Below are 15,733 nucleotides of genomic sequence, written 5' to 3' on the forward strand. Positions count from 1 at the left end.
CACCTTTATCAGCAGCTCGGTCGGCGATTTTCGGCGGTGCCGTGCTCGAGTACCCCCGGCTCGTCGTCGTCACCCCGGACGGACCGGTTCCATGGCTTATCGCAACACGGCTCACGGCGGAATACGATACGTTCGAGTTGCTCTTCTCACGCCGCCGGACCCTGCGAGTCACGATCGACTCGCCGGTTCTCCCGCTGGTGCACGACCGCCGCGGCAATCTCGTCGTGCCTCGGTTTGGACGATCCAAGCGCAGCCCCCGGGACCAAACCGCGACGCGAATCGACATCCGGATCCGCGACGGAGCGATCTCGCTCGATCGTGGAGGGGTGCGTTTCGGCAATATCGCCGGGAATGCCGTGGCGCTCCTCGAGCCGGCCCACACGACCTTCCGGGTGGCCCGGCTTTCGGGAGTGAGCCAGATGCGGGGGCGTCCTGGGTCGATCCGGGCGGAGGGCGTGGCGGTCGTATCCCGCGGGCGGATGCGGTTCGATCCGCTGTACGTCGTGTTGGACCGCTCGCGGATCCGGTCGGCCATCGACTGGGACCTCGCGCACGCCCGCGTGGTCTCGTCGCGAACCGGGCTCAACCCGCTGGATCTGGCGGAGGTGATGCGGCTCCTCGACCTGGCCCCGGTCACGCGGGGCTCGCTCGTGGGGGAAGTCTCGTTCACGGGCGATCCCACCTCCGGGAATGCGGCGGTCCGCCTGTCGGGGACCATCGCGGGAGAGCCGGTCGACGAGCTGACCGCTCAGGCGCAGCTCGTTCCCGGCGCGGTTCGGATCGACGACGCTCTCGCCCGCGTGAGGAAGGCGGAGGTGTCGGGAAGCGCGGTGATCGAGACGCACGGTGCGCTCACGGCGGATGTGCGCCTCAAGAACGTGGATCCCGGGCTCCTTCCGTGGTGGAGGCTGCCCGCCAGCACGCCGCACGGCCTCTTGAACGGCGACGGCCGGATCCGGGCGATTCAGGCGAAGCCCTATCCCATCGCGACCGTCACTCTCGATCTCCACCAGGGAAAGCTCGGTCGGCTCGGCATCGAGCGCGGCGCGGTCACCGCGCGACTGGGGCAACATGGGGACGTGGCCATCGACTCAGCGTGGGTCGACACGCCGGGGGCGCGCCTCCTGGGATCGGGCAGGATCGCCCCGGACACGACCCTCTCCTTCTCCTTCGAGGCGGTGGCTCGGGATCTTGGCGCGATGGACTCTCTCCTGAGACCCGTCGGGATGGAAGCGGGGCAGGCGCGGGTGACCGGATCGATTCGGGGAACCCCCAGCGCCCCGGACTACCAGCTGCAGGGGGTCATCGCCTCCGGCCGTCTCAAGAACGGAATGGCATTCGATTCGCTGCGGCTCACCTCTCGAGGGCATTTGGGCCCGGCTCCCTCGGGGGTCGCGGAGCTGGAGGTCGCGCGGCTCCGGGCCGGCGACCGGCCGCTTGGCGATGTGGTTTCCACGCTCACGATCACCGACAAGATCGTCATCGAGCGCTTCCGTCAGAAATCAGGGGACACGACGCTGGCGCTGCACGGGGACGTGCGCTTCAAGGGAAGGGCCGCGATCGTGACCCTCGACTCCCTCACCCTTGCGGCGGGAGCCCGCGAGTGGAAGAGCGTCGGGACCGTGGACGCCTCCCTGGAGGGGGAAGAGCTCAAGATTTCGCACCTCACGCTCGCCACGGACCCCGGCAGGCTCGACGTCGCGGGGTCGGTCTGGTTTGAGGCGAGGCGCGTCGGCGCTCGGGCCACCCTTCAAGGCATCGACCTGAGCCGCGTCATCGGTTCGGGAGAGTCGCCGAACGCCCCGCGGGGAATCGCCGATGGAGACCTCCTCCTGGCGGGACCCCTTGACGATCCCGATATCCAGGCGAACCTCCGCGTCACCAGACCCCGCTTCGGGGGAGTGAGCGGGGATTCTCTCTCGATGAGCTTGACCTACGCGCCGGGCGCCGTTTCCGTGTCGGAGATGCGGTGGGTCGCTGGCCGTGGGCTGGCGTCTCTTGCCGGCACCGTGAGGCCGCGGCTCAAGTTTCAGGATTGGATGGGCGCCCTGAGCCGTGGAGACCACACGTGGACCTCCCGGGTGGAGCTTGCCCTCGCAGGAACGACGGAATCGCTCGATCTCGCCGCCTTTGCTCCCATCGATACGAGCTGGAGCTCGCTTCGAGGCATCGCGTCGGCGAAGGCACGCGTGTCGGGAACCGCCGCCGAGCCGATTCTCCAGCTTGAGGCCCGCGGCTCGGCGCTCGCGCTCCACGGAGTGGAGGCGGACTCGGCAGAGTTCTCCGGAAGCTATGCCGGTCGCAGGCTTACCCTCTCGCGCCTCGATTTCATGCGCGCTGGCGCCACATCCCACCTCGAGGGCTCCATCCCGATCGATCTGGCACTCTACGGAGGGCGCCGGTGGCTCCGCGATGAGCCGATGGCCCTCAAGCTTCGCATGGCGAACGCCGACTTCGGCGTCGCCACGCTTTTCGTCCCGGAGCTCGCGGCGAGCGCCGGAAAGCTCAACGTGACGGCCGATATCCGGGGGACGCCCTCCCGGCCCGTCGTCACGGGATCGCTCAAGCTCGTGGAAGGAGTGTTACGGATCGCCGGACGCGACGAGGTGCTGGAGGGGCTCGAGGTGGAGGCGACCTTCGATGAGCACCGGGTCAACGTGACCCGGATCAACGCGCGCGAGGGACGGCGGGGCCGCTTGAGCGGCTCCGGCTTCTGGCAGACGGCGGAAGGGCGGCATTGGGGGAATTACGAGTTTCGTCTCCACGCGACCGAGTTCACCGTTACGGACCGGGAGACCTACCTGTTTCGCTTCAGCGGCGACTTTCGCGCCCAGGATGCGACCAATCCGGAGGGCATGGAGGTCCCGCGCATCACGAGCGTGGCCCCGGCGACCTTGTCCCGGGGCGAGTTGACCCTGGATCTGAGCCGGCCCCGCGAGGAGCCGAACACGCCAACGCCACTCCTTTATGACATCGTGATCGACGTTCCGCGCAATCTTTGGTACCGAAACCTGGACACGGAAGTGGAGCTCATGAACGGGCAGCTCACGCTCCGGAACGAAGGAGTTCGCGACCTGGTCCTTGGAACGCTCGAGGTCAAGGGGAAGTATTACATCTACTCGAACGAGTTTCGCATCGTGAGCGGCAGAATCAGCTTCACCACTTTGGATCGGATCGATCCGGACATATCCATCGAGGCGCAGACGACCGTGGCGGGCCCGGGCTCCGAATCCCGGGTGATTTACCAGACCCTGTCGGGTCGGGCGAGCCAGCTCAAGGTGCATCTGCACGACGACGACCCGCGGCACAGCGAGAGCTACCTCTGGAAGGTCCTCACGATCGGGCAGTTCTCCTCGGCCGGAACGGAGGTGAGCACCGCCGAAGGGGTTGCGCCGGTCGCGGGCCCGGACGCCACGCTTCCGGTCCGGAATTACCTCTTCCGCAACGCCGAACGATGGCTGGCAGAGGTGGGTTTCATCGACACGATCGACCTCAAGTCGGGAACGGCGACGGGTCCCAATACCTCCGGCAACCCCATCGGCCTGCTCGGTGTCGGAAAGTACGTGACCCCGGAGCTCTATGTTAAGTATTCTCGCAACTTCTCCAGCACCGCCGAGCAGATCCAAAGTCTGAGCGCCGAGTACCGCGTGACGCGGCACCTTCTCCTTCGAGGGGAGCAGATCCGCGGAAAGCCGCTCAGCCCGGCGGCGGGCGGGACGGGCCAGACCGTCGCCCCCCCGCAGCAGTACAATCTCGACCTCAAGGTAAGATTAGAGTACTAGGAGAGTCGTGGACCTCAATTCCGTGCAGCGTCAAGCGGTAGAGCATCCCGGCGGCCCCCTCTTGATCCTCGCGGGCGCCGGAAGCGGAAAGACCCGCGTCTTGACCGGGCGCATCGCCCATCTCGTGCGCGATCGGGGAATTCCGCAGGGCTCGATCCTCGCGTTCACGTTCACCAACAAGGCCGCGCGCGAGATGAAGGCGCGTGCCCAGTCGCTCCTGGGGCGCGAGGATCTGGGCGTCTGGCTCGGCACGTTTCACGGGACCTGCGTGCGCATCTTGCGCCGTCACGCCGAGCTGCTCGGGTACCCCAAGAATTTCGTGATCTACGACACGGACGACCAGCGCGCCCTATTGCGGGAGCTGCTTCATGGGCCGGGTCCGGAGGACCGGACCCTGAGCCCCGCGGCCGCGGGCTCGCGGATCTCCCGGCTCAAGAACGAGGGTCTGGGGCCGGAGGAGTTCCAGAAGACCGCGTTCACGACGGTCGACCGAAGGCTCGCGCTCCTATACGGCGGGTATCAAAAGGCGCTCCGGGACCGCGGAGCGATGGACTTCGACGACCTGATCGGGCATACGGTGCGGCTGTTCGAGCTCGACGAGGAGATCCACCGCGCCTACGCGACGCGCTTCCTCCATGTGCTGGTGGACGAGTATCAGGACACGAACGCGATCCAATTCCGGCTGATCGAGAGTTTGTCCCGGAGTCATCGGAACCTGAGCGTGGTGGGGGACGACGACCAGTCCATCTACGGCTGGCGCGGCGCGGACGTGGGGAACATCCTGTCCTTCGAGAAGTCGTTCCCGGAGGCGACGGTGCTCCGACTCACCCAGAACTATCGGTCCACCCAGACGATCCTTCGCGCCGCGAACGGCGTGGTCCGGCACAACTCCGCCCGCAAGGAGAAGGAGCTCTGGACCGAGAACGCTCCGGGGGAGCGCCTCCGCGTGCACGCCGCCGAGGACGAGGATTCGGAAGGGGAGCGAGTCGTGTCCCTCCTCCTGGAGGCGCGCGGCGAGCTCTCGCTCAAGAACAGCGACTTCGTCGTGCTCTACCGCACGAACGCCCAGTCGCGCGCCGTGGAGAACGCGCTCCGCCGGTCGGGAATTCCCTATCAGCTCACGGGCGGGATCTCCTTCTACGAGCGGCGCGAGGTCAAGGACATCATCGCCTACGTGCGCGCGCTCGTGCAGCCGCGCGACTCGGTCTCGTGGTTCCGGATCCTGAACGTGCCGCCTCGGGGGATCGGGCGAACCACGCTGGACCGCCTTCGGAGCTTCGCCGAAGAGCGCGGCCTCGCGATCCCCGACGCGCTCGGGCACCCGGATCTCGGTCAAGCGGTCGGGTCCCCGGCCGCCCGGAGGCTGGCCGAGGTGGCCCGGCTCTTCGCGGCGCTCAGGCCGATGCGGACGCTCTCCCCTCCGGCGTGCCTCGCGGGGCTGATCGCGGAGATCCGATACCGAGAATACCTCCTCGAGGAAAACCCGGTGGAGGCCCGCGAACGGATCGAGAACGTCGATGAGCTGATCGCAGGCGCGGAGACCTACCTGAGGCGCGCGGAGGACCCGACCATCGATGGCTTCCTCGCCGAGGTGGCGCTCCTGACGGACGTGGATCTCTGGAACGACGAGGAGGACACGGTGAATCTCATGACCATCCACTCCGCGAAGGGGCTCGAGTTCCCGGTCGTCTTCGTGGTGGGGCTCGAGGAGGGGCTTCTCCCGCATGCCTCGTCGATCGACGACCCCGCGCAGCTCGAGGAGGAGAGGCGGCTCTTCTACGTGGCGCTCACGCGTGCGCGGCTCCGAGTCGATCTGCTCCACGCCTCCTACAGGCGGGCGTGGAACGCGGCCGGGGGAGGCGGGTCGCGGTTCCTTCACGAGATTCCGCAAGACTGTCTCGAGTGGGTGGACGTCGAGCGCCGGCTGGCCGCGAGCGCCGCGCCGCGGAAGTTTCGGAAGAGCGCCGGGCGCTCCGAGGGGACGGAGGACGGCCGAAGCAGTCCGATCGGAGTCCGCGTGACCCATCCCCAGTTCGGAGAGGGCATCGTCGTGGGGTGCGAAGGACGCGGCGAGCGCGCGAAGCTCACGGTGGAATTCCGGCGGGCGGGAACGAAGAAGATCCTCGCCGCGTTCGCGGAGCTGAGCCATGCCGATTGATGCGAAAGTCGTCCACGACGTGGCGGCCCTGTCGAGGCTCGAACTCGACCCCTCGGAGGAAGCCCGGCTGGTCCAGGAGCTGGCCTCGATTCTCTCCTACGTGGAGCAGCTCCAGGCGCTGGACGTGGACGGCATCGAGCCGACCAGTCAGGTCGGGGCCGGGTCGAAGAGCCGGCTCCGCGAAGATCGCGTGACGCCGTGCGACGTTCGTGACGAGGCGCTCGCCCAGGCGCCCGACCGGGACGGCGACTATTTCCGCGTTCCACAAGTCGTATGAGCAAGGCCGAGGTTCTCGAATCCGCCGAAGCGATCGGCCGCGCCGTCTTGAGCGGAGACCGAAGCGCGGCGGAAGTGGCGCGCACGTTCCTCGATCGAATGGACGGGACCGCGGACCGGCTGCACACGTACCTTCACAGGGATCGGGAGCGCACGCTCGCCATGGCGCGCGCGGTCGACTCACGGATCGCGTCGGGAGAGAGGCTTACGCCGCTCGCGGGCGTCCCGGTTGCATTGAAAGATAACCTCTGCACTCGCGGGGTTCCGACGACCTGCGGCTCGAAGATTCTCGAGGGATATCTTCCCCCCTACGACGCCCACGTCGTGGAGCGGCTGCGGGAAGCGGGGGCTGTCTTCACGGGTAAAACCAATTGCGACGAATTTGCGATGGGGTCTTCCACCGAGAATTCCGCCTTTTTCCCGACCCGAAACCCCTGGGACCTGGAGCGGGTGCCCGGCGGCTCGAGCGGCGGCTCCGCCGCCGCCGTTGCCGCGGGGGAGGCGGCCCTCGCGCTCGGTTCCGACACCGGAGGATCGGTGCGCCAACCCGCCGCATTCTGCGGGGTGTTCGGGTTGAAGCCGACCTATGGGGCGGTCTCGCGATACGGGCTCGTCGCCTTCGCTTCCTCGCTCGATCAGATCGGACCGATCGCGAGAACCGCGCGCGACACAGCGCTCCTCTACAACGCGATCTGCGGGCGCGATGAGCGGGACATGACGAGCCGCGCGGAGGCCGCGCCGGTTCCGCTCGAGGAGCTCGAGCGCGGGGTCTCCGGGCTCAGGCTCGGGATCCCCCGCGATCTGATCGGGGAAGGGGTGGATCCCGAGATCCTCGGCTCCCTCGATCGGGTAGCGAAGACGCTCGCCGGGAAAGGGGCCGAGGTTCTCGACGTCCGCTTGCCACACGCGCGCTATTCGATCGCGACCTATTACCTCATCGCCCCGGCCGAAGCTTCGAGCAACCTCGCCCGCTACGACGGGGTGCGGTACGGCTTCCGCGCCAAGAGCGCCGACCTCCGGTCGATGTACGCCGCCACTCGAGGGCGTGGTTTCGGCCGCGAGGTGAGGCGCCGGATCCTCCTCGGCACGTACGCGCTCTCGGCTGGATACTACGACGCCTATTATCTCCGCGCGATGAAGGTGCGGACCCTGATTCGGAGGGATTTCGACGAGGCGTTCACTCGCGCGGACGCGATTCTGCTCCCCACGACGCCGACCCCTCCGTTCAAGATCGGCGAGAAGGTGGACGACCCCCTCGCGATGTATCTGAACGATATCTTCTCGATTCCCGCGTCTCTGGCCGGCGTGCCCGCAGTGTCCTTTCCGGCGGGTTCCACGCGGGCCAAGCTGCCGATCGGTCTTCAGCTCGTGGGGCGCCCCTTCGAGGAGGCGACGCTGCTCCGCATCGCGCGTGCGTGGGAGTCCGAGAACGTGGACGCGGCCCGGGTGCCCCCGTTCCTGGGCGGGCGCGGGCGATGAACGCGCTCGTTCCCGCGACGCAGGCGGAGCGATGAGCGCAACGAGGCCGGAGACGGAGTCGAGCGCGGTGGCGAAAGCCCCCCACGACGACTACGAGACGGTCGTGGGCCTCGAAGTCCACGCGCAACTCAAGACGCGGTCGAAGATATTCTGCGGGTGCAGCACTACGTTCGGAGCACGACCCAATACCCAGGTCTGTCCGGTGTGCCTCGGACTTCCGGGGGTGCTTCCCGTGTTGAACGAGCGGGCGGTCCGTTTCGCGGTCATGACCGGTCTCGCGGTCGGCGCCACGATCGCGGAACGGAGCGTCTTCGCCAGAAAGAACTACTTCTATCCGGATCTCCCCAAGGGCTACCAGATCTCCCAGTACGATCGGCCGCTCTGCATCGGCGGCGGTATCGAGATCCGCTCCGGGAGCGGCTGGAAGAGGATCGGGCTTGTGAGGATCCATCTTGAAGAGGACGCTGGAAAATCGCTTCATCCGGAGGGTCGCGAGGGTGTGACGACCACACGCGTCGATCTCAATCGCTCCGGCGTGCCGCTCATCGAGATCGTCTCGGAGCCGGAGATCCGAAGTGGCGCGGAGGCCTATGATTATCTGATCCGACTCAAGCAGATTCTCGAATACCTGGACGTCTGCGACGGGAACATGGAGGAGGGGAGCCTTCGCTGCGACGCGAACGTTTCGGTCCGGCCCAGGGGCCAGGCCGCGTTCGGCACCAAAGCGGAGATCAAGAACATGAACTCGTTCCGGAACGTCGAGCGCGCCATCGCCTTCGAGACCGAGCGGCAGATCCGAATTCTCGAGTCGGGCGGCCGCGTGGTGCAGGAGACCCTTCTCTGGAACGCGGACAAGGGAATCGCCGAGACGATGCGGAGCAAGGAGGAGGCCCACGATTACCGGTATTTTCCCGAGCCCGATCTCCTTCCGCTCGACCTCGATCCAGCCTGGATCGAGTCGGTCCGGTCGGAGCTGCCCGAGCTCCCGCGCCAGGTTCGCGACCGTCTCACGCGCGAGCTCGGCATCCCCGAATACGACGCCGAGGTCCTGACCGAGACCCGCGCGCTCGCGACGTACTATGTAGAAGTCGCCCGGCGCTCGGGGAACCCCAAGCTCGCCTCGAACTGGATCATGACCGAGGTGAACGGGGTCCGGAATAAGGAGGGCCAGACGATCGAGGAATTCCCGATCCGGCCCGACCGGTTGGGGGATCTCATCAAGATGGTCGCTACCGGGCGAATCTCCGGCAAGATCGGAAAACAGGTCCTCGAGATGATGCTGACCCGGGCGGAGGGCCCCGAGGAGCTCGTGCAGGCTCACGGGCTTCTCCCCATCGACGATGAGGCCTCGCTCCGCGCCCTCGCCCGGGAGGTGATTGCGGCAAACCCGGGGCCGGCCGCCGAGGTGCGGGCGGGCAAGGAGCGGACGTTCGCGTTTCTCGTGGGTCAGGCGATGAAGCAGTCGCGAGGCCGCGCGCATCCCGAGAAGGTCCAGGAAGCGCTCCGGAAGGAGCTGGGGGTAGCGTGACCGGGCACCCCAAGGTGCTCGTGGTCGGGAGTGGGGGACGGGAACACGCGCTGGTGGGCGCGCTCCACGATTCGCCGGAACACCCCGCCGTTTTCGCCGCGCCCGGGAACCCAGGGATGGAAGCCGAAGCCACGTGCGTCCCGATCCGCGCCACGGATCTGGCGGCGCTCACCGCGTGGGCCGGGCGGGAGAAGCCGGACCTTGTGGTGATCGGGCCCGATTCGGCGGTCGCCATGGGGCTGGCCGACGCTCTCGCAAAGATTTCGGTTCCGGCCCTCGGACCCGTCCGCGCCGCGGGTCGGCTGGAATCGAGCAAGAGTTTCGCAAAACAACTCATGCAAGAGTTGAATCTTCCGACCGCTCCCTACCGGGTGGCGCACAGCGCCGCGGAGGCGAAGCGTATCCTCGCGGGCGCGACCTACCCGATCGTGCTCAAGGCGGACGGTCTCGCGGCCGGCAAGGGGGTCGTGGTCGCGGAGCGCGAGCGGGAGGCGCTCGAGACCGTCGGCGCGTGGATGGAGCGCGGAGGCCTCGGGGAATCGGGAAGAATTCTCGTCATCGAGGATTTTCTTCGCGGCGAGGAGGCGTCGCTCCTGGTCCTCACCGACGGGAAGCAATGGATGCTGTTCCCGCCGGCGCGCGATCACAAACGCGCCTACGACGGGGACACCGGGCCGAACACCGGCGGGATGGGCGCGTGCGCCCCGGCGCGGGCGCCGAGCGCGGAGGAGGCGGTCGCAATCGCTCGCCGGATCGTGGACCCTCTTCTCGCCGCGCTTCGCGGTCGAAGGATTGAATACCGCGGGATTCTCTACTTCGGTCTCATGCTGACCTCGTCGGGTCCGATGGTGCTGGAGATCAACGCGCGTTTCGGTGATCCCGAGGCTCAGGCCGTCCTGCCGCTCCTCGAGGAGGATCCGCTGCCCTTGTTCCTTTCGGCCGCCGGTGGCTCGCTTCCTCCGGACCGTCACGGATCGTTCGTCCGCCACGCGGGAGCGGCCGTTTGTGTGGTGTTGGCGGCCCCGGGCTACCCGGGGGAGCCCCGCACGGGCCAAGTGATCGAGGGGCTGAACCACGCTCGCCCCCACGGGATCCGGTTCTACTGCGCGGGCGTCGAGCGCCGCGCCGGGCGTCTCGTGACGGGCGGCGGACGCGTCCTCGGCGTCACCGCGCGCGCCGAAACGCTGGAGCGAGCGCGCGAGGCGGCCTACGAGGCCGTTTCCTGGATTCGCTTCGACGGGATGCAGTACCGGCGAGATATCGCGGCCGCACTCCAATCAGGGAGACCCATTCCATGAGCGAGAAACCTCGCGTCTTGATCCTATTCGGGAGCGATTCCGACCGCGCGGTGATGGAGGAGGCGGCGCGCGTCCTCGAGAGCTTCGGGGTCGCGTCCCGCATGGAAACGGCGTCGGCCCATCGGAGCCCCGACCGCGTGCGCGATCTCGTCCGGGAGGCGCCCGCGCAGGGAGTCCAGCTCTTCATCGCCGGCGCGGGCATGGCGAACCACCTCGCCGGCGCGGTCGCCGCGCACACGACGCTTCCCGTGATCGGCGTGCCTCTCGAGGGCTCCGCGCTCTCCGGAGCGGACTCGCTCTTCTCCACGGTCCAGATGCCGGCGGGCGTGCCGGTCGCCACGGTGGCGATCGGACCCGCGGGCGCGAAAAACGCGGCGGTGCTGGCGGTTCAAATCCTGGCGCTGTCGGACCGAGGTCTCGCGCTCAAGCTCGAGGACTTGAAGCTGAGGCTGGCCCGCGGCGAGCGGCTCTAGCAGCCGGGAAACGAAGGCGCGGGACTGCCGATGGAGCACATCGTTCTCGCCCCGGGTGAGGCGTGGCGGGACGCCTCGGGGCGCGCCGCCCTAGTCTTGCGCCGGGGCGGAATCGCGCTCCTGCCGGCGGAAGGGGTGTACGGCCTGCATGCTCTGGCCGATCATGGGGCCGCGGTCGCGCGGCTCCAGGCCCTGAAGCCCCGCGACCCCGGGAAGCGCTTCATCGGATTGATCGCCGATCCGGGCGAGATCGACCGCTGGGCCGCGCCGAGCCCGCGGGCTTCTGCGCTCGCGCGGGAGCACTGGCCCGGCGCGCTCACGCTCGTCCTCCGCGCGGCGCCGTCGATTCCCGAATCGCTGCGCGCGCCGGAGGGAACGGTCGCCCTCCGGTGCCCCGGCAACGCATTCCTCCGCGCCGTGGTCCAAGCCGCGGGTGGAATCGTGCTCTCCACGTCGGCCAACGAACCGGGCCAGGATCCCGCGATCCGCGCGGAGGGCGCGCTCCTGGACGGGGTCGATCTTGTCGTGGATCAAGGGGAGCTCTCCGGGATTCCTTCGACCGTCGTCTCGGTCGAAGGGGATCGTGTGCTCGTGCTCCGTAGCGGAGCCGTCCGGCTACCCGGCTCGCGACGGGAGTAGTTTGACGAACCGGCGATTCAGGTGTATCCTATTGTGTAACTTTGTTTTCTCGCGCGGACGGATTCTGTCCGTTCGTACCGATTCGGAAGGTCGCGGCGCCGATCGCGGTTTCCACCCCTCAGAGGGGAACTCGTCACGACCCTCCTCGCAGGCTTGCCGTTCGGGCCCCGAGGGAGGAATGCCTTTTTCCCGAGCCCGCCCGCTCTCCGAGCGGCCCGAGGCGGCTTCGCCCGCAATCTTTTCGCCTGGTATTTTGGCTGGGCCCTGATCCTAGCGCCATCCGCCGCCACCGCCGCGACCTTCTACGTCGATAACGCAAATCCCGCTTGCTCCAATACTGGCCCCGGGACCCCGACAGCACCCTATTGCACCATCTCGGCCGCCATCGCGGCACACAAGGGACCCGGAACCACGATATACGTCCGTCCCGGCCTCTATCCGGAGCAGATAACCGTTCCGGCATCGGGGGACTCAGCGAGTCCGTTCGTCATCCAGGCATTGGGTGCGCCGGTAACGGTGGACGGGTCGGATGATTTCTCGGCGACTGCCGAGTGGACGCTCTACTCAGGGGATGTTTGGCTCGCCTCGAGTGTGACGTGGAGCCCGCTTCAGGTTTTTGCCGACGGAGCCAGACTCACCCCCTCCTCGGCCTCGCCGAGCGCGCTCCCTCTACGGACGTTCCACTATGTCTCGGGCACGGGGCTCTATGTTAACGCGGGCGGCGGCAATCCGGGATCGCACCAGTCGCGGGTGGGTCGGCGGGCATATGGCTTCCGCCTCTCGGGCCGCTCGTGGGTCACGATCAGCGGATTCACGGTGACCCGAACCGAAGACCGGGCGATCTACCTGAGCAGCAGCTCCAACCACTGCGTCGTCTCAAGCAACTCGGTGAATCTCGCCCGCCACTACGGGATTGGGATCTCGGCGTCCACGGGCGTGCTGGTGACATCCAACGTGATCTTCGACAACCAGGACCACGGAATCTCGCTGTCGTCCACGAGCGACGGGTGCACGTTGCAGGACAACGAGTCGTTCCGGAACGCGGATCCCTCGACGCGTAGGGCGAACGGCATCTCCTTGAGCGGCTCCAGCGGCAACCTCGTCCAAAGGAATCGCCTGCACGACAACCAGGATACGGGGCTCCAGTTCGGCAGCTCCTCCAATAACAACATTTCAATCGGGAACATCTCCTGGAACAACGGCGATCACGGCTTTCACCATCTCAGTACTTGCACCGGGACCGTGCATCGACACGAGGTAGCCTATGGGAATTTCAACGATGGGTTTGCCGTGGAGGGCGGCTGCACTGGTACGAGCGTATTCAACTGCATCGCGGTAAGTAATGGGCTCACGCAGGGCGGGCTCGATCTCTGGGTGGATAGCGGCTCCGCGCCGGGGTTTGTGTCGGACTACAACCTCTTTTGGAACTCGACTTCGGCGGCTCCTGTCAAGTACATCTCGACCACTTATCCCTCTGTCGCCGCCTACAGCGCCGCCACCGCGCAGGACGCGCAGTCACTCCAAAGCGACCCGCGGTTTGTAAATCCCGGGGCGGGAGACTTCCACCTGAACTCGAATTCCCCGGCGATCGATAATGCTAACTCCTCGGTCAGCAACTGGCCGGCCATGGACGCGGAGGGACGGCCGCGGGTGGACGATCCCTCCACCCCCAACGCCGGAATCGGTCCCGTCTCCTACGCCGACCGAGGCGCGCTCGAGTTCACGCTGAACGGTGTGCCCCCGGTGGCCCGCCTGACGGTCACGCCGGCGTCGGGCTCCGCCCCCCTGGCTGTTACCGCAGATGCCTCGACGTCCACGGATGACGACGGGACGATCGCGTCCTATCGATTCGATTTCGGAGACGGCACGTTTGTCGGCCCACAGACAGCGTCGAGCGCAGCTCACACATACGCGGCCGGTAACTGGACCTGCGGTCTCACCGTGACGGACAGCCAGGGGAACACGAACTTCACGAGCGCCGCGGTGGCGGTGAGCGGATCATCGAATTTGCCCCCGCAAGGGATCATCAACACTCCGGTCGGCAATGTGACCGTTGTGTCCGGATCATCCGTTTCGTTCACGGGAACGGCCTCAGATCCGGACAATACGACTCCGTTCACCTACCTATGGGATTTTGGGGGTGGCGCCCCCAACCAGGTCGTAGAGGACCCGGGCGCGATCGTATTCAACACGCCCGGCACTTACACCGCCCGCTTTACGGTGACGGACTCCATGGGTCTCGCCGACCCTACGCCCGACTCCCGCGTCGTCACCGTGGTCGCACCGACGGTCGGAGGTGCCGAAGTCCACTGGACCATGACCGGTCAGAACTCGGTTACCTTTGAATGGGTGGGCAGCGAGGACTTCATTCGTTACGGCCCGACGACGATATACACCCAGAGCGTGACCGCCACGACGCCGAATCCTATCCCGTTCTCCTCGGCCGGGCCGTTCTGGGAAGCGAAGCTTATCGGGCTCCAAGAAAACACCCTCTACCACTACTCCATCGGCAGCGGGCCCGACCACACCTTCCACACCCCCCCTCCGGCCGGGAGCTCCGATTTCACGATCTTTGTCGAGGGCGACATCGCGGACGAGTCCAGTTATGTCAGGATGGGGACGATCCAGTCGCAGATCGCCGCGAGCCCTCCCGCGTTCGTTCTCATGGTTGGAGATCTCACGTATGGGGGCGCTCATGGACTCAGCAAAGTGGACCATCACTTCAACGACGTCATGGTGTGGTCCCAGGACGCCGCCTACATGCCGGCCTGGGGGAACGAGGAATATGATCGCCCCGCCACGGACGACCTCAGGAATTACAAAGGTCGATTTGATTTCCCCAACCCACAGACGTCACCTGGGTCTCCTTCGGTCAGTTGCTGCGGTGAGGACTGGTATTGGTTCGACTACGGGAACGTCCGATTCATCGCCTATCCTGAACCTTGGTCGGGCGCCTTGTCCGACTGGCGGCCGAAGGCGGCTGCTCTGATGGACGCCGCCCAGACTGATCCAGCGATCAGGTTCATCGTGACGTTCGGCCACAGGCCAGCCTACTCCTCTGGACATCATGAGGGGGACAGCACGCTGAAGGGGCACCTCGACGCGCTGGGGGCGACGCACAGTAAGTACGTCTTGAATTTGAATGCGCACAGCCATAACTACGAGCGGAGCTTCCCGCAGAACGGTGTCGTGCACATCACGGCCGGGACCGGGGGAAGCAACTTGGAGCAGGACGGAAGCTGCCTTTGGCTCGCTTGCACCCAGCCTTCGTGGTCCGTGTTCAGGGCGATGCACCTGGGCTCGCTAAAGCTGCACTTCACGTCCACGGGCATCGAAGGCTCGTTCCTATGCGGCCCCGCCGGCGGTGGCACAAACGACGTCGGCTGCCCTCTGGGGAGCGTCCTGGACACCTTCAGCATCGGCGGCAGCGCCCCTACGGTGACCGCACCGTCCAGCGCGAGCGTGGCGGAGGCATCGCTCCTCACGGTATCCGTCACGGCCACGGATCCCGACGGGGAGCCGATCACGTCCCTCACGGCCGATCTCACCGGTCTACCCGCGGGGAACAACGCTCAGTTCTCCTCGCCGTCGCCGCACACCTCGGGGACCTTCACCTGGACGACGGCGTATGCGGATGCCCGGACCGCTCCCTACGACGTGACGTTCACCGCGGCCAACGTGCTCTCCGGCTCCGCCACGACGGCGATCACGGTCACCGACGTGGATCGGGCTCCGGCGGTGACCGCCCCCGCGACGGCGACCGTGCAGGCGGGGAGCCTGCTCACGGTCTCTGTGACGGCCTCCGATCCGGACGGGGAGGCGATCACATCGCTCACCGCGGACCTCACGGGGTTGCCGGCGGGGAACAACGCGCAATTCTCCTCGCCGTCGCCGCACACCTCGGGGAGCTTGACCTGGGCGCCCACGGCTGGGGACGTCAACTCGACCCCGTACAACGTCACGTTCACCGCGGCGAACGCCCTCTCGGGCTCGGCCACGACCGCGATCACGGTGACCAATGCGGATCAGGCTCCGGCGGTGACCGCCCCGGCGACGGCGACCGTGCAGGCGGGGAGCCTGCTCACGGTCTCTGTGACGGC

The 15,733-nt window shown here is 67.0% G+C and carries 9 protein-coding genes; all 9 read left to right on the forward strand.

Annotated elements, in window-relative coordinates:
• The first annotated feature begins 41 nt into the window (after positions 1-41).
• Positions 42-3,782, forward strand: a complete 3,741-nt coding sequence (locus tag E6K76_06410) for a hypothetical protein (protein ID TMQ58979.1) — start codon at positions 42-44, stop codon at positions 3,780-3,782.
• A gap of 7 nt (positions 3,783-3,789) precedes the next feature.
• Positions 3,790-5,940: an ATP-dependent DNA helicase PcrA gene (locus E6K76_06415; GenBank protein TMQ58980.1), complete on the forward strand. Its 2,151-nt coding sequence runs from the start codon at positions 3,790-3,792 to the stop codon at positions 5,938-5,940.
• Positions 5,930-6,217, forward strand: coding sequence for an Asp-tRNA(Asn)/Glu-tRNA(Gln) amidotransferase subunit GatC (gatC, locus tag E6K76_06420; GenBank protein ID TMQ58981.1), 288 nt, complete (start codon positions 5,930-5,932; stop codon positions 6,215-6,217). The genes E6K76_06415 and gatC overlap by 11 nt, the downstream gene beginning before the upstream one ends.
• A complete protein-coding gene (gene gatA / locus E6K76_06425; protein ID TMQ58982.1) occupies positions 6,214-7,695 on the forward strand; it encodes an Asp-tRNA(Asn)/Glu-tRNA(Gln) amidotransferase subunit GatA in 1,482 nt (493 codons plus the stop codon). Before gatC ends, gatA begins: the two co-directional genes overlap by 4 nt.
• A 31-nt stretch (positions 7,696-7,726) precedes the next feature.
• On the forward strand, positions 7,727-9,223 hold the full coding sequence (gene gatB, locus E6K76_06430) for an Asp-tRNA(Asn)/Glu-tRNA(Gln) amidotransferase subunit GatB (protein ID TMQ58983.1): 1,497 nt from the start codon (positions 7,727-7,729) through the stop codon (positions 9,221-9,223).
• A gap of 14 nt (positions 9,224-9,237) precedes the next feature.
• The gene (purD, locus tag E6K76_06435) at positions 9,238-10,521 is read left to right on the forward strand and encodes a phosphoribosylamine--glycine ligase (GenBank protein ID TMQ58990.1); all 1,284 of its coding nucleotides are present in this window, start codon (positions 9,238-9,240) and stop codon (positions 10,519-10,521) included.
• Positions 10,518-10,994, forward strand: a complete 477-nt coding sequence (gene purE, locus E6K76_06440; protein ID TMQ58984.1) for a 5-(carboxyamino)imidazole ribonucleotide mutase — start codon at positions 10,518-10,520, stop codon at positions 10,992-10,994. Before purD ends, purE begins: the two co-directional genes overlap by 4 nt.
• A gap of 30 nt (positions 10,995-11,024) precedes the next feature.
• Positions 11,025-11,633, forward strand: coding sequence for a threonylcarbamoyl-AMP synthase (locus E6K76_06445; GenBank protein TMQ58985.1), 609 nt, complete (start codon positions 11,025-11,027; stop codon positions 11,631-11,633).
• 153 nt (positions 11,634-11,786) lie between these two features.
• A partial coding sequence (locus E6K76_06450) for a PKD domain-containing protein (GenBank protein ID TMQ58986.1) occupies positions 11,787-15,733 on the forward strand: 3,947 nt, incomplete at its 3' end.

Source organism: Candidatus Eisenbacteria bacterium (assembly GCA_005893275.1).
Taxonomy (GTDB): domain Bacteria; phylum Eisenbacteria; class RBG-16-71-46; order SZUA-252; family SZUA-252; genus WS-7.